Below are 18,453 nucleotides of genomic sequence, written 5' to 3'. Positions count from 1 at the left end.
ATTCCCGGCTAAAGCCGGTCCCACTAAAAGCCCGCGGTGTGCCAGTCAGCCACATACAACGCACCCGGTGTGCCAGTCAGAACCGCGCAACGCACAGGCCGTGTCTGCGGCACACAATCCAGAGGACGCCGTGCAACCTGTGGGACCGGGGTAGTCAGCCTTATCCGGCCAGACCGACGTACACGTTTTGCACGTCATCGTGGCTGTCGATCGCTTCGAGGAAGGCTTCGACCTCGGCCATCTGCTCTTCGCTCAGGCCTTCAACCGGGTTTTTCGGGCGATAGCCAATCTTGGCGGATTCAACGGTGAAACCAAACTCAGGCAGTGCCTTGCATACGGCGTCGAGGTCGGTGGTGTCGGTGTAAAACGTCGCAACGCCCTCTTCGCCTGGTTCAACGTCCTGGGCGCCGGCTTCGATGGCGGCTTCCTCGGCGTCCGCTTCGGGTGATGCGGCAGCCGCATCGATCATGCCCAGATGATCGAAATCCCAGGTAATCGAACCTTCGGCGCCCAGTTGGCCCTTGCGGAACAGCACGCGGATTTCGGACACGGTACGGTTGATGTTGTCAGTCAGGCACTCAACGATGACTGGCACTTTGTGCGGCGCGAAGCCTTCGTAGGTGAGTTTTTCGAAGTGAACGTGCTCGCCGAGCAAACCGGCGCCTTTCTTGATGGCGCGTTCAAGGGTTTCGCGGGGCATCGAGGCTTTCTTGGCCTGCTCGACCACCAGACGCAGGCGCGCGTTCATGTCGGGGTCAGCGCCGGAGCGTGCGGCAATCATGATCTCTTTGGACAGCTTGCCGAAAATACGCCCCTTGGCGTTGGCTGCCGCTTCTTTGTGTTTGACCTTCCACTGTGCGCCCATGATTGCTCTCTTGTTCCGGTGGCGATAAATCGCTCGGATCCGACGCGTCTTGCACGCCGGGCCGATGGCGATAAATGCTGAAAATAGGGTGTTCGATAATGACAGGCCGGGGGTGAACCGCGGCGACCGGCGCATTTTATACACGCTGGCGTAAGAAGACACCCCTGAGACGCGCCACCGCCCTGACCTGAATCAGCGATGCTTGAACGCCGGCTCGCGCTTCTCGATGAACGCCGCCATGCCTTCCTTCTGGTCCTCGCTGGCAAACGCCGCATGGAACACCCGTCGCTCGAAGCGAATCCCCTCGGCCAGGCTGACTTCAAAGGCGCGATTCACGCTTTCCTTGACCATCATGGCCACCGGCAACGACTTCGCCGCAATGCCGGCTGCCACTTTAAGCGCCTCATCCAGCAACTGCTCTTGCGGCACGATGCGCGCCACCAGCCCGGCACGCTCTGCTTCGACGGCGTCGATCAGGCGCCCGGTCAGGCACATTTCCATGGCCTTGGCCTTGCCGACCGCGTGGGTCAGGCGCTGCGTCCCGCCCATGCCCGGCAGCACGCCCAGCTTGATTTCCGGCTGACCGAAGCGCGCGTTGTCCGCCGCCAGAATAAAGTCGCACATCAGCGCCAGCTCGCAGCCGCCGCCCAAGGCAAATCCCGAAACGGCAGCAATGATCGGCTTGCGGCGATTGGCCACCCGATCGCTGTCGCTGAACAGGTCGTCCAGATAAATCTGCGGATACTTCAGCTCGGCCATTTCTTTGATGTCAGCCCCGGCAGCAAAAGCTTTCGCCGAGCCGGTCAGGACGATGCAGCCGATGCCGTGATCGCGTTCCAGTTCATCAAGGGCGTGGTTGAGTTCGCTGATGAGCTGCGCATTCAGGGCGTTGAGCGCCTCTGGGCGATTGAGGGTCAGGAGCGCAACACGACCTCTGACTTCTTTTAGGATTGTCATGTAATTCATTGTTTTATAAACCTTTTCTATTTCGTGAGCCAAACAGCCGCATTCACAGAATCGAGATGTAAAACATGGCTTAAGGCATTGATATCAAACGACAAGTTCAACGGCCATCGCAGTCGCTTCGCCGCCACCGATGCAGATCGCCGCAACCCCTCGCTTCAGTCCACGCTGCTTCAACGCCGACAGCAACGTCACCAGAATCCTTGCCCCCGATGCGCCAATGGGATGGCCCAATGCGCAGGCGCCGCCATGGACGTTGACCTTGTGATGGGGCAGCTCCAGGCGGGCCATGGTGACCAGTGCAACGACCGCGAACGCTTCGTTGATCTCGAACAGGTCCACGTCAGCCACGGACCAGCCGGTCTTGCTCATCAGTTTGTCGATGGCGCCTACCGGTGCGGTCGGAAACAGCCCGGGCTCATTGGCATAAGCAGCGTGGCCATGGATGACCGCCAGCGGCGTGAGTCCGCGTCGCCGGGCTTCGGACTGGCGCATCAGGGTCAGGGCTGCAGCGCCGTCGGAGATCGAACTCGAGTTGGCGGCCGTCACCGTGCCGCCCTCGCGGAACGCCGGTTTCAGCTGAGGAATCTTGTCCAGCTTCGCCTTGGGCGGCTGTTCGTCCTGGCGAATGGTCTTGCGCTCCTTGCCCACCGTGACTTCCACCGGGACGATTTCAGCGTCGAACCAGCCGCGGGCCATGGCTTCCTGCGCCCGGGTCAGCGAGGCGACCGCAAAACCGTCCTGGGCTTCCCGGCTGAAATTTTCCAGCCCGGCGCACGTCTCGGCGAAGGTGCCCATCAAGCGACCTCGGTCGTAGGCGTCTTCGAGGCCGTCGAGAAACATGTGATCGATGATCTGGCCGTGGCCCATGCGGTAACCGCTGCGGGCTTTCTCCAGCAAATACGGTGCGTTGGACATGCTCTCCATGCCGCCGGCGATCACCACGTCGGCGCTGCCGGCCAGCAGCATGTCGTGGCCGAGGATCGCCGCCTGCATGCCCGACCCGCACATCTTGTTCAGCGTGGTGCAGGTCGTGGCGTCGCTGAGCCCGGCGCCCAATGCCGCCTGACGCGCCGGCGCCTGACCCAGTCCGGCCGGCAGCACACAACCGAACAGCACTTCATCGACCTGCGCTGCATCGATCCCTGCGCGCTCAACCGCAGCGCGGATGGCGGCGGCGCCGAGTTGCGGCGCGGTCAGGCTTTTGAGATCGCCCTGAAAGGCGCCCATGGGCGTGCGCGCAGCGCTCACGATCACCACAGGGTCGTCGTTCAACGTCTGGCGTTTGTTCAAAGACATGATGGAGTTTCCTCGATTAGCGAGCGGCCATGCGCAAGGCGCCATCCAGTCGGATCACTTCGCCGTTGAGCATGCTGTTTTCGATAATGTGGCGCGCCAACGCGGCGTACTCTTCGGGCTTGCCAAGGCGTGGCGGGAATGGCACGCCGGCGGACAGGCTTTCGCGCACCTGGGGGGTCATGCCGGCCATCATCGGGGTTTCGAAAATGCCCGGGGCGATGGTCATGACGCGAATGCCGTACCGAGCGAGTTCACGGGCGGCGGGCAAGGTCAGGCTGACAATGGCGCCCTTGGAGGCTGCATACGCCGCCTGGCCGATCTGGCCGTCATAGGCCGCGACCGACGCCGTGTTGATGATGACCCCGCGCTCACCATCGGCATCGGCCGTGCTTTCGGCGATGGCCACGGCGGCGAGGCGCAGCAGGTTAAAGCTGCCGATGAGGTTGACGTTGATCACCCGGCTGAAACTGTCGAGGCCATGGGGGCCTTCTTTGCCGAGGACTTTCTCGGCGCCGACGATACCTGCGCAGTTGATGACGCCGTTGATCTGGCCGAACGCACTCAGCGCCGCGTCCACAGCGGCCTGAACGGCGCTCTCCTGGGTGATGTCGCTGACGCTGGCGCGGGCCTTGTTGCCCAGCTTTGCTACCTGGGCCGCGAGCGCCTCGGCGTTGACGTCCACCAGCATCACGCTGGCCCCGGCGTCGATGAGCATCTGTGCGCTGGCCGCACCCAGCCCGGACGCGCCGCCACTGACCAGAAATACCTTGCCGTCGATCTGCATGATTGTGTCGTCCTTACACTTTTCTTGTTGGAGTGGCGAAATACTCCGCTCTGCCGCGCCGATGGGCAATGGTCAAAGCGCGCAGAACGCCTGGCGGTTTTGGCCAGTGGCGATCCGCGCGGTTGGGCGTTGCGACATCGTTGGGTCCTAAGGCAAGCGTGGCGTTGGACTCGGCCGGTCAGGGCAGCAGGTAACGCATGACCGCCTCACAGATCATCGCTTTCTGCCGCGCCTTGACGGCTCCGTCCTCCAGGTCGATCTGGAAAATTTCGGAAAACGTATGGCGGTTGGACACGCGATAGAAGCAGAACGAGCTCATCAGCATGTGCAGGTCAACAGCCTGTACGCCTGACCGGAACACGCCGGCCTCCTCGCCGCGCCGCAAGGTGTGGTCCAGCGCCTGCAAGACATTCCGGCTCAGCTCGCGGATGGCCGGGGACTGTTTGACGTTGACGCCGTTGTGGATGTTTTCGATGCAGACGATGCGCACGAAATCGACGTTGCGGTCGTGGTGATCGAAGGTGAACTCCACCAGCCGCCTGATGGCTTCGTCGGGCGCAAGCACATCCAGGTCAAGGCTGCTTTCCGTGGTGCGAATGTCGCCGTAAAGCTTCTCCAGCACTTCGGTGTACAGCTGCTCCTTGCTGTTGAAATAGTAATAGATCATCCGCTTGGAGGTTTGCGTGCGCTCGGCGATCGCATCGACGCGGGCGCCAGAGAGCCCCTGGGCGACGAACTCGGCGACGGCGGCCTGAAGGATGTCGTCGCGGGTTTTTTCCGGATTGTTCTTGCGGGACTTGCGCGGCTGCTCGGGACTTTCATCAGCGGGCGCTTCAGCGAGACTGTCGTCAACGGTTTTCATGCGGGGCTCACGACCACGGTGGGATCGCGGGATTATGGGCTGCACCCGTGGGTTTCACCAGACCGCAAAGGTCGGGCAGCAACACGTCGGCACCCGCTTCGAACCGATGAGGCTCGAACCTGGCGGGTGTTCGTGGGATTATTCGCGCCGCTGGACGCGACATCAGATGAAATGAACCGTCCGGTTGGCTTCATGACGCTTTGCGGGCCCAATCCAGGCCCTGACAGGGCAGACACCACCATAACAATTCCAAAACAGGCTTGATGCTTATGCGTTCCCCTCCTGCTTCGCCTGCCCCGACCACCTCCCGCCCCGCGCATCCCCATGCCGGCATGAACGAGAAGATCCGCAGCGCCCTGGCCGTCGGCAAAACCCGTTGGGGCATGCTGGCACTGGTGTTTTTCGCCACCACCCTGAACTACATCGACCGCGCCGCGCTAGGCGTGATGCAGCCGATCCTGGCGGCGCAGATGAGCTGGACGGCGATGGATTACGCCAACATCAATTTCTGGTTTCAGGTCGGTTACGCCATCGGTTTTCTGCTGCAAGGGCGTTTCATTGATCGGGTCGGCGTCAAGCGCGCGTTCTTTCTCGCGGTGCTGCTGTGGAGCGTCGCCACCGGCGCCCACGGTCTGGCGACTTCAGCCGCGGGCTTTATGGTCTGTCGGTTCATTCTCGGCCTGACCGAAGCGGCCAATTACCCGGCCTGCGTCAAGGTCACCCGGCTATGGTTCCCGGCCGGCGAACGCGCCGTGGCCACGGGCTTTTTCAATGCTGGCACCAACGTCGGCGCAATGGTCACACCTGCGTTGTTGCCGCTGATCCTGACCGTATGGGGCTGGCAGGCGGCGTTCATCTGCATGGGTTCGCTGGGTCTGGTCTGGGTCATCACCTGGGGGCTGACGTATTTCAACCCCCACGAACATCCGACGGTGCGCGCCAGTGAGCGGGCCTACATCAACGGCGATGCCGAGCCTGCAACGGAGTCTGAAGCGGAAAAGATACCGCTCTCGCGCATCCTGAAGATGCGCGGCACCTGGGCCTTCGCCATCGCCTACGCCCTCACCGCACCGGTGTTCTGGTTTTACCTGTACTGGCTGCCGCCGTTTCTGAACCAGCAATACAACCTGGGCATCAGCGTGACGCAGATGGGCATCCCGCTGATGCTGATCTGGCTGACCGCCGATTTCGGCAGTGTCGGTGGCGGCATTCTGTCTTCGTGGCTGATCGGCCGGGGCATGCGCCCGATGACCGCGCGCCTGCTGTCGATGCTGGTGTTCGCGCTGACGATCATTGGCGTGGTGTTCGCCGCCAACGCCAGCGGTCTGTGGGTTGCCGTGGCGGCCATCGCCCTGGCGGTGGGCGCGCATCAGGCCTGGACCGCGAACATCTGGAGCCTGGTCATGGATTACACGCCCCGGCACATGATCAGCACGGTGTTCGGGTTCGGCGGTATGTGCGCGGCCATCGGCGGCATGTTCATGACGCAGATCGTCGGCGCCGTCCTGACCGCGACGCACAACAACTACAGCGTGCTGTTTACCCTGATCCCGGTGATGTACTTCATTGCGCTGATCTGGATGTATTTCATGGCGCCGCGCGAGGTGGCGGCGTAAAGCCGCAGAATGGACTCGATTTTGTAGACGCCGGCTTGCTGGCGAACCGGTTTCTACATCACCCCTCAGGGGCCTGACCTGCCCTGTATCGCGAGCAGGCTCACGCCCACAGGGGCATGGCGGGGGGCAATACTTCCTCAGCCACCCTTCTTGCGCTGTTGCCACGCCGCCGCCAGACCGCTGAGACAGATGATCGCGATGCCGGCCTGTGCGACGAGGGATGGCGAGTGGTTGAACACGATGTAACCCCACAGCCCGGCAAAGACGATCTGGCAGTAACCAAACGGCGCCAGCATGGCCGGCGCGGCGAAGCGGAAGGCCTGGGTCAGCATCAAGTGCGCGACCATCCCGCAGGTGCCCAGCGCCAGCATGAACGGGATGTGCTTCCACTCCGGCGACTGCCAGAAGAACGGCACGATGGCGCTCATCAACAGGGTGTTAAACAGCCCGGCGAAAAAGTTGCTGGTGGTCGGGCTGTCGTGGGCCGCCACCAGACGGGTGAGCAATTGGTAGCAGGCGAAACAGAATGCCGAGCCCAGCGGCAGTAACACCGCCGGCCGGAACAGCTCGCCCCCGGGATGCACGATCACCAGCACACCGCTGAAGCCCACCAGCACGGCGATCCATTGACCGCGGCTGACCGTCTCCTTGAGCAGCGGCACCGACAAGGCCGTGACCAGCAGCGGCGCAAGAAAGTTGACCGCCGTCGCTTCGGCGATGGGGATGAACATCAGGCCGCTGGTAAACAACAAGCTTGTGCCCAGCAGACACACCGCGCGTAACGCCTGCAAGCCCGGGCGCTTGGTACGCAGCACGCGCAGGCCCGCCGAGGGCATGAAAATGCACGCCATCAGCCCCGTGTGCACCACATAGCGCACCCAGACCACCATCATGATCGGGTAGATGCCGGAGAGGTATTTGGACAGCGTGTCATGACTGGAGAACAGAAAGGTCGCAAACAGGATCAGTGCGATGCCTTTCAAGGGCTGGTTGACGCCGGAGAGCGGCGTGCTGGTGGTGCTCATCTGCGTTCCTTTGGCCGTGCGTGAATGCGGGTCTGTCCCTTGCCGTGTCGAGCGCCGGCTTTCGTTCAAGGCGTCCAGCGTCAGCAAGAATATAGAAGGCGTCGCCGGAGCACCAAGCAAACATGACCGTCCGGGTGTTTTTCTGACCGTCTGGATCAGACCTTTCCGCTCGCCCGGATTTGCCGCAGACTGCGGCTCTCGTTGGCTCGGAACGGACGCTCAGTGGACCGAATTCAGGAAATGACCCTTTTCGCCGCGGTTGCCGAAGGCCCCAGCTTCGCGGCGGTGTCGCGCAACCTGAACGTGTCCACGGCCACCGTCACTCGCGCCGTTGCGCAACTGGAAGCGCGGCTCGGCACCTTGCTGATCGTGCGCACCACCCGGCAGTTGCGCCTGACCGAAGCCGGCGTGCGCTTCGCCGACGATTGCCGACGCTTGCTGGCCGATCTGCACGAGGCCGAAAGCGCCGCCGCCGGCATTCATGCGGCGCCGCGCGGGTTGCTGACCATTACTGCGCCGCAAGTGTTCGGCGACCTGCACGTCACGCCGGTCATGACGGAATACCTGAGTCAGCATCCCGAGGTTCAGATCCGGGGCCTGTTGATGGACCGGATTGCCGGACAGCTGGAAGAAGGTATCGACGTCTCGGTGCGCATCGGCGACTTGCCCGACTCCTCCATGACCGCCATTCAGGTCGGCACCGTCCGGCGCATGGTCTGCGCCTCCCCTGCTTATCTCGCCGCCCATGGCACTCCCCGGCACCCCCACGAACTCATCGAGCGCGAGACCGTGTCAGTAATGATCACCGGCCGCAGCCCCGCGTGGACCTTCCGCATCGACGGCCAGCACCAGGAAGTGAAGGTGCAGTCGCGCCTGTCGATGACGTCGTTCACTGCCTCCATCCACGCCGCCATTGATGGCTGGGGCCTGACCCAGGTGCCTTCGTATCAGATTCGCCGACACCTGCAGGCGGGCACCTTGTGCGCCGTGCTCGAAGACTTCGAGGTCACGCCGATGCCGGTTTACGTGGTTTATGTCGAGGGGCGACGGGGCTCGTCCAAAGTGCGCTCGTTCGTTGATTTCTGCGTTCAGCGTTTGCGCGCGGACCTGGCGTACACCGCCGGGCGAGTTTGAGCGCGGGCACGGGTCCGCAGCCCAGCCTCTGCCGAGCGGTTGAAATAGGGTTAGAGTAGTCACGCTGGCTCCGCCGTCCCCCGCCTGATCGGCAACGGAACCGGGGCGCTTTCCATCAATTGTCTGAAGGAAGATCCGCGTGAATCCATCGTCTCACCCAGCGAACACTGCCGAATTGATCGTTGCCGCCATGGGCGCCGGTCAGAAAATCACTGACATCCGTCCTGAATACGTGCCCGCCGATGCGGCCAGTGCCTACGCGCTGCAACGCGAGATTCTGCGCCTGCGCGAAACGTCTGTGGGCGGCTGGAAGGTCGGCGCCAAGTCGCCGACCGGGCCAATCAATGGCGCGCTGCTGCCGGACGACGGTATTTTCGCCAGCGGCAGTCAAGTTGAATGCGTCGACTACCCCTCGCCAATCCTGGAGCTGGAGATCGCCTTTCGTCTCGGTCGCGAGTTCACCCCTCGCGATCAGGCGTATTCGGATGAAGAAGTGTTGAGCAGCATCAAGACCATGGGCGCGACCATCGAAGTGGTGTCGAGCCGCTTTGCCGCCTGGCCGAAGATCGAGCCGCTGCTCGCCTTGGGCGACCTGCTCAACCATGGGGCGCTGATTGTTGGCGAATTCGTTGATTACGACGCCACCTTTCCCTTCGTCGAGCCTGCGCTGAGCTTTACCTATGGTGACGAAGACATCGTGCCGGGGGATGGTGCCAATCCGGCCGGCGACCCTCGGCGTCTGCTGCCGTGGCTGGTCAATCACCACACGCAGAACGGGCTGAGCGTGACGCCGGAGATGGTGATCACCACCGGGTCCTATACCGGGATGTACAAGACCCGCGGGCCGGGTCTGGCGGTCGGCGAGATACGCGGGCTGCCACCGGTGTCGGTGGAGCTGATTTAACCGCCTCGCTCGCCATTGGTGGGACCGGCTTTAGCCGGGAAGACGTCGGTGCATCCGGCGTATCTTTAGCGGCAGTTACGGCCCCTTCCCGGCTAAAGCCGGTCCCACTAAAAGCATCGTGCGTCCTGCTGAAAGCATCGTATGCTTTCTGACCTGTTCCCGGCCGGAGCCGGTCCTACCGACCGCGCACGACCTGTGGGACCGGCTTTAGCCGGGAAGCTTTTGATTTGGGTGACTAGGGGATGACAGCTCATCCCTGCCGCCAATACCCCGGGCGGTTGTACACCTCCTTCAGAAACGCGATGAAAAACCGCACTTTCGCCGGCAGGTAATGCTGCTGCGGGTACACGCCCTGGATGTCGTAGCCGGGCAAGGCGAATTCATCCAGCACGGTGACCAGCGCGCCGCTTTCAACTTCGTTCTGAATCTCCCACGTCGAGCGCCAGCTCAGGCCCAGCCCGCGCTTGGCCCAGTCATACAACAGCTCGCCATCGTTGCAATACAGATTGCCCGCGACCTTGATTGCCACCGGCTTGCCCTCGCGCTGGAAGGTCCAGCCCCGGTGCTGCCCGCCTTGCAGGTTGAACGACAGGCAATTGTGCTGCGCCAGATCCTCAAGGGCCTGTGGAAAGCCGTGCTCGGCGAAATATGCCGGCGAGCCACAGACCACGCGCTTATTGGCGTACAGCTTGATGGCGACGTAGTTCGGGTCCAGCACCTCGCCGATGCGGATGCTCATGTCATAACCCTCACGCACCAGATCCACCACGTTGTCAGTCAGGTTGAATGAGAGCTGCAAATCCGGGAACCGCGCCTGAAATTCCGGCGCGTGGGGCGCGACGTGCTGACGGCCAAACCCTGCCGGCGCCGAGACCACCAGATGCCCCCGCACGCTGCTTTCGTTCTCGCTGATGCTGGCGTCCAGTTCCTCGAACGACTGCAATACCAGCTTGGCGTTCTCCAGATACGACTCGCCGGCATCGGTCAGGGTCAGGCCCCGCGTCGAGCGATGAATCAGCTTTACGCCCAGGCGGTCCTCCAGCGCGCTGAGCCGCCGGCCCATGATCACCGGTGTCACGCCCTCCACCAGCGCAGCTCCGGCGAAACTGCCACGGGTGGCTACCAAGACGTAGCTACGCAATTCCCTATAGCGATCCATTCGATACTCCAGATACCGATAGAACGGATAAAAACAGCCATTCACAAAGCATCGCATTCAAATCAGGCTGTTTACGTACAAAAACTATCGAGTTCGGGAGACTAACAAATGACCGTCATGAGAGCCATCGAAGCCGCCGTTCTGGTGATGCGTCGCGAAGGCGTTGACACCGCCTTCGGCATTCCGGGCGCCGCGATCAACCCGCTGTACGCCGCCTTCAAGAAACTCGGCGGCATTGACCACGTGCTGGCGCGCCACGTCGAAGGCGCTTCGCACATGGCCGAGGGTTACACCCGCGCCATCGCCGGCAACATTGGCGTGTGCATCGGCACGTCGGGCCCGGCCGGCACCGACATGATCACCGGTCTGTATTCAGCCTCCGCCGACTCGATTCCGATTCTGTGCATCACCGGCCAGGCGCCCCGTGCACGTATGCACAAGGAAGACTTCCAGGCCGTGGACATCGCCAGCATCGCCGCACCGGTCGCCAAATGGGCCACCACGGTCATGGAACCCGGCCAGGTGCCCTACGTGTTCCAGAAAGCCTTTCAGTTGATGCGCAGCGGTCGGCCCGGTCCGGTATTGATCGACCTGCCCTTCGATGTGCAGATGGCCGAGATCGAATTCGACATCGACGCCTACGAACCGCTGCCGGTGGTCAAGCCCCAGGCCAGCCGCAAGCAGATCGAGAAAGCCCTGGCGATGCTCAACGCTTCCGAGCGTCCGCTGATCGTGGCCGGCGGCGGCATCATCAACGCCGATGCGTCAGAGGCGCTGGTGGAATTCGCCGAGCTGACCGGCATTCCGGTGATCCCGACGCTGATGGGCTGGGGCACGATCCCCGACGATCACCCACAGATGGCCGGCATGGTCGGGCTGCAGACCTCGCACCGCTACGGCAACGCGACCATGCTGGCGTCCGATCTGGTACTGGGCATCGGCAATCGCTGGGCCAACCGCCACACCGGCACCGTGTCGGTGTACAGCGAAGGGCGCACATTCATCCACGTGGACATTGAGCCGACGCAGATCGGCCGCGTGCTGACGCCCGACCTGGGCATCGTTTCAGACGCCGGTGCAGCGCTGGCGATGTTCATCGAAGTGGCCCGCGAGTGGCACACCGCCGGCAAGCTGAAAAACCGCAGCCACTGGCTTGCGAGCTGCCAAGAACGCAAGCGCACGCTGCAGCGCAAGACCCATTACGAGAACATCCCGGTCAAGCCGCAGCGGGTGTACGAGGAGATGAATCAGTATTTTGGCAAGGACACCTGCTACATCAGCACCATCGGCCTGTCGCAGATTGCCGGCGCGCAATTCCTCCACGTCTACAAGCCGCGTCACTGGATCAATTGCGGACAGGCCGGACCGCTGGGCTGGACCATTCCGGCGGCGCTGGGCGTGGTCAAGGCCGACCCGGGTCGCAACGTCGTCGCGCTGTCCGGGGATTACGACTTCCAGTTCATGATCGAAGAACTGGCCGTCGGTGCGCAGTTCAAGCTGCCGTACATCCACGTGGTGGTGAACAACTCGTACCTGGGCCTCATCCGTCAGGCCCAGCGCAACTTCGACATCGACTACTGCGTGCAGCTGGCGTTCGACAACATCAATGCGCCTGAGCTGGAAGGCTATGGCGTCGATCACGTCGCGGTCGCCGAAGGCCTGGGCTGCAAGGCGATTCGCGTGCGGGACCCGGCGCACCTGCAGGCCGCTTTCGCCGAAGCCACCCGCCTGATGCAGCAGCACCGCGTGCCGGTGGTGGTGGAGATCATCCTGGAGCGCGTCACCAATATTGCGATGGGCACCGAGATCAACGCGATCAACGAATACGAGTCACTGGCCGAGAGCCGCGCCGACGCCCCCACTGCCATCAGCCTGCTGGATTGATCGCGCCGGTTGCCAATAAGAATTCCGAAAAAGAGCTCAGAACACGAACAAGGAGTACGTCATGCCACGTTTATGCGCCAACCTGTCGATGCTGTTCACCGAAGTGGAGTTTCTGCAACGCTTCGAAGCCGCCGCCAACGCCGGTTTCAGCGGCGTGGAGTACCTGTTTCCCTATGACTTCAGTTCCGCCCAGATCAAGGCCGAGCTGGACCGCAACCGGCTGACTCAAGTGCTGTTCAACCTGCCGGCAGGCGACTGGGCCAACGGTGAGCGCGGCATCGCCTGTCACCCCGATCGGGTCGAGGCGTTCTATGCCGGCGTTGACCTGGCCATCGCCTACGCCAAGGTCTTGGGCAACACCCGGATCAATTGCCTGGCGGGGATCAAGCCCGAGGGGTTCGACGACGGGCTGATCGAGAAGACCTTCGTCGACAACCTCAAGTACGCCGCCGACCGCCTGCAAGCCCAAGGCATCGATCTGGTCATGGAAATGATCAACACCCGGGACATTCCGGGGTTCTACCTCAACACCACGGCCCAGGCGCTGGCGATTCGCGAGAAGGTCGGCAGCCGCAATCTGTCCCTGCAATACGACATCTACCACATGCAAATCATGGAAGGCGACCTGGCCCGTACCCTCGAAAACCACCTGCCGGCGATCCGCCACGTGCAACTGGCGGACAACCCCGGCCGGCACGAGCCCGGCACCGGCGAAATCAACTACGGCTTTCTGTTCAAGCACCTGGACCGGCTGGGTTATCGCGGCTGGATCGGTTGTGAATACACGCCGCTGACCACCACCGAAGCGGGGCTTGGGTGGCTGAAAACCCATAATTTCATCTGATAAAGATTCTTGTAGGAGTGAGCTTGCTCGCGATTGCGGTGGGCTGTTGACGATGCGTTGGCTGATAAATCGCAATCGCGAGCAAGCTCACTCCTACAGGGAGAAATATTGAGGCATGTACGCAACCCATCTGCCTCCTCCAAACAAGGGAAACATCTCATGGCTAACATCGGCTTTATCGGCACCGGCATCATGGGCTTGCCCATGGCAGAAAACCTGCAGAAAGCAGGTCATCAATTGATCCTTTCCCGGCATTTCGCTGCCCCGCCCGCGTCACTGGTGGACGGCGGCGCGACGGTGCTGGCCAACCCGCGGGAGGTGGCGCAAGAGGCGGAATTCGTTATCGTCATGCTGCCCGACACGCCGCAGGTCAACGAGGTGCTGTTCGGCGTAAACGGTCTGAGCGAAGGCACCGGGGCCGACAAGGTGGTCATCGACATGAGCTCGATCTCGCCTTCGGCGACCAAAGGCTTCGCCGAGAAAATCAACGCGACCGGCGCGCAGTACCTCGACGCGCCGGTGTCGGGTGGCGAAGTCGGCGCCAGGGCCGCCACGCTGAGCATCATGGTCGGCGGCGAGCAGGCCACTTTCGAACGCGCCCTGCCCCTGTTTCAGGCCATGGGCAAGAACATCACCCTGGTCGGCGGCAATGGTGACGGCCAGACCGCCAAGGTCGCCAACCAGATCATCGTCGCGCTGAACATCCAGGCCGTGGCCGAAGCCCTGCTTTTTGCGTCGAAAAACGGCGCTGATCCGGCCAAGGTGCGAGCGGCATTGATGGGCGGGTTTGCCTCATCGAAGATTCTGGAGGTGCATGGCGAGCGGATGATCAAAGGGACGTTCAACCCGGGCTTCCGGATCGCGCTGCATCAGAAAGATCTGAACCTGGCCCTCGAAGGCGCGCGGGACCTGGGGCTGAATCTGCCCAACACCGCCAACGCCCAGCAAGTGTTCAGCACCTGCGCGGCGTTGGGTGGGAGTGGCTGGGATCACTCGGGGCTGATCAAGGGGCTGGAGCACATGGCGAGTTTTTCGATTCGCGGGGATCACAGGCCTGACTGACTGGCATCGAGAGATGTGTCGTCCATACCGGCCTCTTCCCGGCTAAAGCCGGTCCCACTAAAAGCAGAGGCATGCACTTTGTGGGACCGGCTTTAGCCGGGAAGAGGCCCGTCCTGCTGACACATCCGGCGCGGCAAACACGGCAATAAAAAAAGCCAGGCCTCCTCGCGGACAGCCTGGCTTTCTTCTACAGCGGAGTTTCTAAATCACCCCGCCACCCGATCAGAAAATATTGATCGGGTAGTCCGCAATCAAACGAAACTCCTTCACGTCACCATCAGGCTGATCGCCGTTGGCGGTGTGCCAGGCCTGACGCATGCGCAAGGACAAATCCTTCGCCGGACCGGACTGCACGACATACTTTGCTTCGAGGTTGGTTTCGTGGTGATCGCCGTCATCGCCATACCCGGTGTAGGTGCTGTTCGACGGAATATGGGACCCGTCGATGTCATCACCGTGGATATAACGAACCATGAAACTCAGCCCTGGCGCGCCGTAACTTGCCATGTTCAGGTCGTAGCGCGCCTGCCATGACTTTTCACCTGGCCCGTTGAAGTCGGAGTACTGCACGGAGTTGGCCAACAGTATCGAATCGCCAGTGTCGCCGCCGCCGTTATTACCAAAGGCCACATAATCGAACGGCGTGTCGCCGTGCACTTTCTGATACGCCAGGGTCACGGTATGAGCAGTCAGGAATGAATACGCAGCGGCCAGCGACCAGGTCGTGTTGCTGATATCACCGGCCTTGGCGGCACCGCTGTCATTGGTGCGGTAAATATTGAAATCGAAGTTCAGCGACTGCTGATCAGTGATCGGCACGGTGTAGTTGGCATTGGCGTAGTACTGATGCCAGACGTCCTTGAGGTCCGAACCATAAAGGCTGACCGAAAGGTTATCGCTGAGCGCATATTTACCGCCCGCGTAATCAATGCTGCTGGCTTCAACGTTGGCATACGCCGCCCAGATGCCGTGATCATTGTTGGTCGTGACCGGGCCGTTGCTGCTGGTGAAATGACCGGCATCAAGGTCCAGGTTGGCGATATCACTGCTCAGCAGGTTAAAACCGGTCGCGGTTTGCGGGAACAGGCGCGAGCCACCTGCGGCAAACACCGGCGCCTGGGGCTGCAGATTGCCGTAACGCAATTCTGTTTTCGAGATGCGCATCTTCAGCGCCCCGCCGGCCGTGCCGAATTCATCCTGGGGATTGCCATGGCTGTCCACGGGCAGGTTGCCAGTGCCGGTGGTCCCGCCGCCGCCATCAAGCTTCAAGCCCCAATAACCGTAGGCATCGACGCCAAAACCCACAGTGCCCTGGGTAAAGCCGGAACTGAAATTGCCCAGCACGCCCTGGGTCCAGTCCTTGCTGTCATCCTTGGTGTTCTTGTTGTCCCGATTGAAATAATAATTCTTCAGGTGAACAGTCAGACTGCTGTCCTCGACGAAGCCCTTGGCCTCCGATTGATCACTGACAACCGCGGCCGTTGCCAATTGACTGACACCCAGCGAAACCGCCAGCGTCATCAGATTCCATTTTACGAAAGTCATTGTTATCCCCTGTCTCGATTAAAGCCCAGCGCGTGCGCGCCCCTGAAGGTGGGGCACTGTTTCACATTCACACGATTCAGCGCTGGAGCGGGCGTTGCGGCAGATGGAAACGAAACACACATGCCATTGACTGGACGGCGGTTCCAGCCAAAGGAGCACATTGATTATTGTTGATGCCCATACTGCCTGCGGTAATTCACACACGCAAAGGGCGAAAATCTTGTAGCACTGTCCGACCGGCGCGGTTCCCAACCAGTCTTGATAGTCACTATCAATGTTCGTAATGGTCGAAATCTTCGAACGGGTGTTACCGTCGTCGGCGATGAAGAACACGACTCGATTGCCGGATGACTCCGCAGCATCAGGCAGTTGAATCATGCTCCGCTTCATCATTCCTTTGGTAAGACTTTTAGCCACCTCACGTCAGTGCGGTGGCTTTTTTTATGCCTTCAGGTCAAGCGTTGGAGCCACTTGCCGGGAGCTCGAAACGTTAGAAAAATTCCCTCAGTAAGTACCAACGGACGCTATTACCTCCATAGGTAAATTCTCTAGGCAAGGCCCTGAAAACTCCGATATAAAGCGCACCAAGTAATAGCGTTCCAATATCATGGACGCCTCCATTTCAGGTGCATCTTATGTTCAGAGATCTTTCGATTGCCAAGCGCCTGGGGTTGGGCTTCGGGATTGTCCTTGCGCTGATGATCCTCGTGACGCTAGTAGGCGTTAACAGGGTAGGTTTGATGGAATCCGCCCTGACCGACGTCAGTGAGGACGCTAGCGTCAAACAGCGTTACGCGATCAACTTCCGCGGCAGCGTCCACGACCGCGCCATTGCCCTGCGCGATGCAGTGCTGGTGCGCAACGACGCCGGGCTCGCCACGCACTTGCGTGACATCGAGCGCCTGGACGGGCTTTACCAAGCCTCCGCCGCGCCCATGGACCGCATTTATCAAACCAAGGGCGCTTCGCCCCGTGAGCAAGAGCTGCTGGCCAACATCAAGACGGCCGAACGCACAGCGCTGAGCGTGACCGAAAAACTGTTGAAGCTGCGCCAGCAAGGCGAGATCGATCAGGCCCAGACGCTGCTGATGGAGCAAGTGTCCGGCGCCTACAAGGACTGGCTGGCCCGCATCAACGCACTGATCGACCTCGAAGAAGCGTCCATTGGCGGGCACATCACGTCGGTTCGGGCCACGGCCTCGCAATTCGCTTCACTAATGCTGCTGTCCACCGGCATCGCCGTGGTGCTGGGCATCATTGCCTCGCTGCTGATCATCCGCAGCCTCAAGTCGACCCTCGGCGCTGAACCCCACCAAGTTGCAGCGTCCATCCGTCGCCTGGCGGCCGGCGAGCTGACCGACAAGATCGAAACGTCCTACCCCGACAGCGTGATGGGTGCGCTTAAGGCGACCAACTCGCACTTGTCGGCCACCATCACCGAAGTACGCTCGGCCGCAGCAGCATTGACCCACTCCTCCGCCCAGCTGCTGTCCAGTTCCGACAGCAACAGCGAGCAGATGCGCCTGCAGGCCAGCGAAACCCAACAGATGGCGACCGCGATCAATCAGATGGCCACCACCGTAAAAGAAGTGGCGAGTTACGCCAACCAGGCCGCGAATGCCACCCAGAATGCCGATCAGGAAGTCGAGAACGGCAAGCGCGTGGTCGAAGGGACCGCGCAGGCAATGGATCAACTGGCGCGCAAGCTGGAAAGCGCCGCGGATTCGGTGGGCCAGGTGTCCAGCGACAGCCGCGCCATCGAAAACGTAGTGGCGGTAATCAACTCCATCGCCGAACGCACTAACCTTCTCGCCCTTAACGCCGCCATCGAGGCCGCCCGCGCCGGTGAAGCGGGCCGCGGTTTCGCCGTGGTCGCGGACGAGGTTCGCTCCCTGGCCAACCGCACCCAGGAGTCGACCCAGGAAATCCGCGACATGGTCGGTCAGTTGCAAACGGGGGCGGTGAAGACCGCCGACCTGATGCGCGAAAGCCGCGAGATGGCCCAACGGACGGTCGAGCAGACCCACGAAGCGCAAACCGCGCTGGTGAAGATTCGCCACGAAGTCGGTGCTCTCAACGACATGAATGCGCAGATCGCCAGCGCCGCCGCGCAGCAAAGGGCGGTGGCCGATGACGTCAGCGTCAACATCAACCGCATCCACGATTCGGCACTGGAAACCGCCACCGGCTCCAATCAAGTGGCCCGCTCCAGCCGCGAGCTGTCGACCCTGGCCGACGTGCTGACCGACCGCGTAAGCTTCTTCAAGGTCTGACCGCCCAAGGCTGCGTCGCACACGCGGCGCAGCCTTTCATCGCATCATCACTGCATCACCCCGCCCCCTTGCCTGCCCCTCTGACAGCGTCTCGATCCTGACGGCGCACACCGACCGCGTACACCCAGTGGGATTGGCAAGCCTAGACTGTGGGACCGGCTCTAGCCGGGAAGGCGTCGGCAGTCACACTACAGAATTTATGGTGTTCACACTGGCCTCTTCCCGGCTGAAGCC

The 18,453-nt window shown here is 61.6% G+C and carries 15 protein-coding genes and 2 pseudogenes; 8 read left to right on the top strand and 9 right to left on the bottom strand.

The genetic code is table 11. From position 1 onward, the window contains the following. Positions 1–160: 160 nt before the first annotated feature. The 5 genes from BMY98_RS00445 to BMY98_RS00425 form a co-directional block, all read right to left on the bottom strand. Positions 161–865, bottom strand: coding sequence for a YebC/PmpR family DNA-binding transcriptional regulator (locus BMY98_RS00445; protein WP_074883194.1), 705 nt, complete (start codon positions 863–865; stop codon positions 161–163). Between the two features lie 192 nt (positions 866–1,057). Then, on the bottom strand, positions 1,058–1,831 hold the full coding sequence (locus BMY98_RS00440) for an enoyl-CoA hydratase (RefSeq protein ID WP_074883191.1): 774 nt from the start codon (positions 1,829–1,831) through the stop codon (positions 1,058–1,060). An 84-nt stretch (positions 1,832–1,915) separates the two neighbouring features. Next, on the bottom strand, positions 1,916–3,127 hold the full coding sequence (locus BMY98_RS00435) for an acetyl-CoA C-acyltransferase (RefSeq protein WP_074883187.1): 1,212 nt from the start codon (positions 3,125–3,127) through the stop codon (positions 1,916–1,918). A gap of 16 nt (positions 3,128–3,143) precedes the next feature. Beyond that, complete coding sequence (locus BMY98_RS00430) at positions 3,144–3,911, bottom strand: 3-hydroxyacyl-CoA dehydrogenase (RefSeq protein ID WP_074883184.1); 768 nt, start codon at positions 3,909–3,911, stop codon at positions 3,144–3,146. 178 nt (positions 3,912–4,089) lie between these two features. Next, positions 4,090–4,773, bottom strand: coding sequence for a TetR/AcrR family transcriptional regulator (locus tag BMY98_RS00425; RefSeq protein ID WP_074883181.1), 684 nt, complete (start codon positions 4,771–4,773; stop codon positions 4,090–4,092). A gap of 332 nt (positions 4,774–5,105) precedes the next feature. Here BMY98_RS00425 and BMY98_RS00420 point away from each other — a divergent pair, with 332 nt between their 5' ends. Next, positions 5,106–6,389 carry an MFS transporter gene (locus BMY98_RS00420; RefSeq protein ID WP_175514130.1) on the top strand — a complete coding sequence of 428 codons (1,284 nt, stop codon included), beginning with the start codon at positions 5,106–5,108 and terminating at the stop codon, positions 6,387–6,389. Positions 6,390–6,526: 137 nt separating this feature from the next. On the opposite strand, the gene BMY98_RS00415 is transcribed toward BMY98_RS00420, so the two are convergent. Next, the gene (locus tag BMY98_RS00415) at positions 6,527–7,414 is read right to left on the bottom strand and encodes a DMT family transporter (RefSeq protein ID WP_074883175.1); all 888 of its coding nucleotides are present in this window, start codon (positions 7,412–7,414) and stop codon (positions 6,527–6,529) included. Positions 7,415–7,636: 222 nt separating this feature from the next. On the opposite strand from BMY98_RS00415, the gene BMY98_RS00410 reads away from it, so the two are divergent. Together BMY98_RS00410 and BMY98_RS00405 are read left to right on the top strand one after the other, a co-directional pair. Continuing rightward, the gene (locus tag BMY98_RS00410; protein ID WP_139214414.1) at positions 7,637–8,548 is read left to right on the top strand and encodes a LysR family transcriptional regulator; all 912 of its coding nucleotides are present in this window, start codon (positions 7,637–7,639) and stop codon (positions 8,546–8,548) included. A 139-nt stretch (positions 8,549–8,687) separates the two neighbouring features. Beyond that, complete coding sequence (locus tag BMY98_RS00405) at positions 8,688–9,452, top strand: 2-keto-4-pentenoate hydratase (protein ID WP_074883170.1); 765 nt, start codon at positions 8,688–8,690, stop codon at positions 9,450–9,452. 250 nt (positions 9,453–9,702) lie between these two features. On the opposite strand, the gene BMY98_RS00400 is transcribed toward BMY98_RS00405, so the two are convergent. Continuing rightward, positions 9,703–10,611 (bottom strand): LysR family transcriptional regulator, encoded by a 909-nt coding sequence (locus BMY98_RS00400; RefSeq protein WP_074883169.1) that lies wholly within the window; start codon positions 10,609–10,611, stop codon positions 9,703–9,705. Between the two features lie 108 nt (positions 10,612–10,719). Here BMY98_RS00400 and gcl point away from each other — a divergent pair, with 108 nt between their 5' ends. From gcl to BMY98_RS00385, 3 genes are all read left to right on the top strand, one after another. Then, entirely contained in the window at positions 10,720–12,495 is a 1,776-nt protein-coding gene (gene gcl / locus BMY98_RS00395) for a glyoxylate carboligase (RefSeq protein WP_074883166.1), read from the top strand. A 61-nt stretch (positions 12,496–12,556) separates the two neighbouring features. Continuing rightward, positions 12,557–13,339: a hydroxypyruvate isomerase gene (hyi, locus tag BMY98_RS00390; protein ID WP_074883164.1), complete on the top strand. Its 783-nt coding sequence runs from the start codon at positions 12,557–12,559 to the stop codon at positions 13,337–13,339. A gap of 159 nt (positions 13,340–13,498) precedes the next feature. Continuing rightward, positions 13,499–14,401 carry a 2-hydroxy-3-oxopropionate reductase gene (locus tag BMY98_RS00385; RefSeq protein WP_074883161.1) on the top strand — a complete coding sequence of 301 codons (903 nt, stop codon included), beginning with the start codon at positions 13,499–13,501 and terminating at the stop codon, positions 14,399–14,401. Between the two features lie 222 nt (positions 14,402–14,623). On the opposite strand, the gene BMY98_RS00380 is transcribed toward BMY98_RS00385, so the two are convergent. Both BMY98_RS00380 and BMY98_RS26605 read right to left on the bottom strand, forming a co-directional pair. Continuing rightward, positions 14,624–15,946, bottom strand: a complete 1,323-nt coding sequence (locus BMY98_RS00380; protein WP_074883158.1) for an OprD family porin — start codon at positions 15,944–15,946, stop codon at positions 14,624–14,626. Between the two features lie 18 nt (positions 15,947–15,964). After that, entirely contained in the window at positions 15,965–16,324 is a 360-nt protein-coding gene (locus BMY98_RS26605; protein WP_139214413.1) for a hypothetical protein, read from the bottom strand. A 257-nt stretch (positions 16,325–16,581) separates the two neighbouring features. On the opposite strand from BMY98_RS26605, the pseudogene BMY98_RS27950 reads away from it, so the two are divergent. Together BMY98_RS27950 and BMY98_RS27945 are read left to right on the top strand one after the other, a co-directional pair. Further along, a pseudogene (locus BMY98_RS27950) lies at positions 16,582–17,091 on the top strand (MCP four helix bundle domain-containing protein); the annotation flags it as partial. A gap of 621 nt (positions 17,092–17,712) precedes the next feature. Continuing rightward, positions 17,713–18,219: pseudogene (locus BMY98_RS27945) on the top strand (methyl-accepting chemotaxis protein); the annotation flags it as partial. Between the last annotated feature and the right edge of the window lie 234 nt (positions 18,220–18,453).

Origin of the sequence: Pseudomonas graminis (assembly GCF_900111735.1) — a bacterium.
GTDB classification, from domain to species: Bacteria; Pseudomonadota; Gammaproteobacteria; order Pseudomonadales; family Pseudomonadaceae; genus Aquipseudomonas; species Aquipseudomonas graminis.
Note: the sequence above shows the minus strand (reverse complement) of the source record. Positions and strands in the feature narration are given on the sequence as shown.

What these genes read in the sequence shown, in the direction of transcription:
- BMY98_RS00445 (WP_074883194.1), bottom strand. Translation starts at nt 865, where the DNA reads ATGGGCGCACAGTGGAAGGTCAAACACAAAGAAGCGGCAGCCAACGCC.
- BMY98_RS00440 (WP_074883191.1), bottom strand. Translation starts at nt 1,831, where the DNA reads ATGAATTACATGACAATCCTAAAAGAAGTCAGAGGTCGTGTTGCGCTC.
- BMY98_RS00435 (WP_074883187.1), bottom strand. Translation starts at nt 3,127, where the DNA reads ATGTCTTTGAACAAACGCCAGACGTTGAACGACGACCCTGTGGTGATC.
- BMY98_RS00430 (WP_074883184.1), bottom strand. Translation starts at nt 3,911, where the DNA reads ATGCAGATCGACGGCAAGGTATTTCTGGTCAGTGGCGGCGCGTCCGGG.
- BMY98_RS00425 (WP_074883181.1), bottom strand. Translation starts at nt 4,773, where the DNA reads ATGAAAACCGTTGACGACAGTCTCGCTGAAGCGCCCGCTGATGAAAGT.
- BMY98_RS00420 (WP_175514130.1), top strand. Translation starts at nt 5,106, where the DNA reads ATGAACGAGAAGATCCGCAGCGCCCTGGCCGTCGGCAAAACCCGTTGG.
- BMY98_RS00415 (WP_074883175.1), bottom strand. Translation starts at nt 7,414, where the DNA reads ATGAGCACCACCAGCACGCCGCTCTCCGGCGTCAACCAGCCCTTGAAA.
- BMY98_RS00400 (WP_074883169.1), bottom strand. Translation starts at nt 10,611, where the DNA reads ATGGATCGCTATAGGGAATTGCGTAGCTACGTCTTGGTAGCCACCCGT.
- gcl (WP_074883166.1), top strand. Translation starts at nt 10,720, where the DNA reads ATGACCGTCATGAGAGCCATCGAAGCCGCCGTTCTGGTGATGCGTCGC.
- hyi (WP_074883164.1), top strand. Translation starts at nt 12,557, where the DNA reads ATGCCACGTTTATGCGCCAACCTGTCGATGCTGTTCACCGAAGTGGAG.
- BMY98_RS00385 (WP_074883161.1), top strand. Translation starts at nt 13,499, where the DNA reads ATGGCTAACATCGGCTTTATCGGCACCGGCATCATGGGCTTGCCCATG.
- BMY98_RS00380 (WP_074883158.1), bottom strand. Translation starts at nt 15,946, where the DNA reads ATGACTTTCGTAAAATGGAATCTGATGACGCTGGCGGTTTCGCTGGGT.
- BMY98_RS26605 (WP_139214413.1), bottom strand. Translation starts at nt 16,324, where the DNA reads ATGATTCAACTGCCTGATGCTGCGGAGTCATCCGGCAATCGAGTCGTG.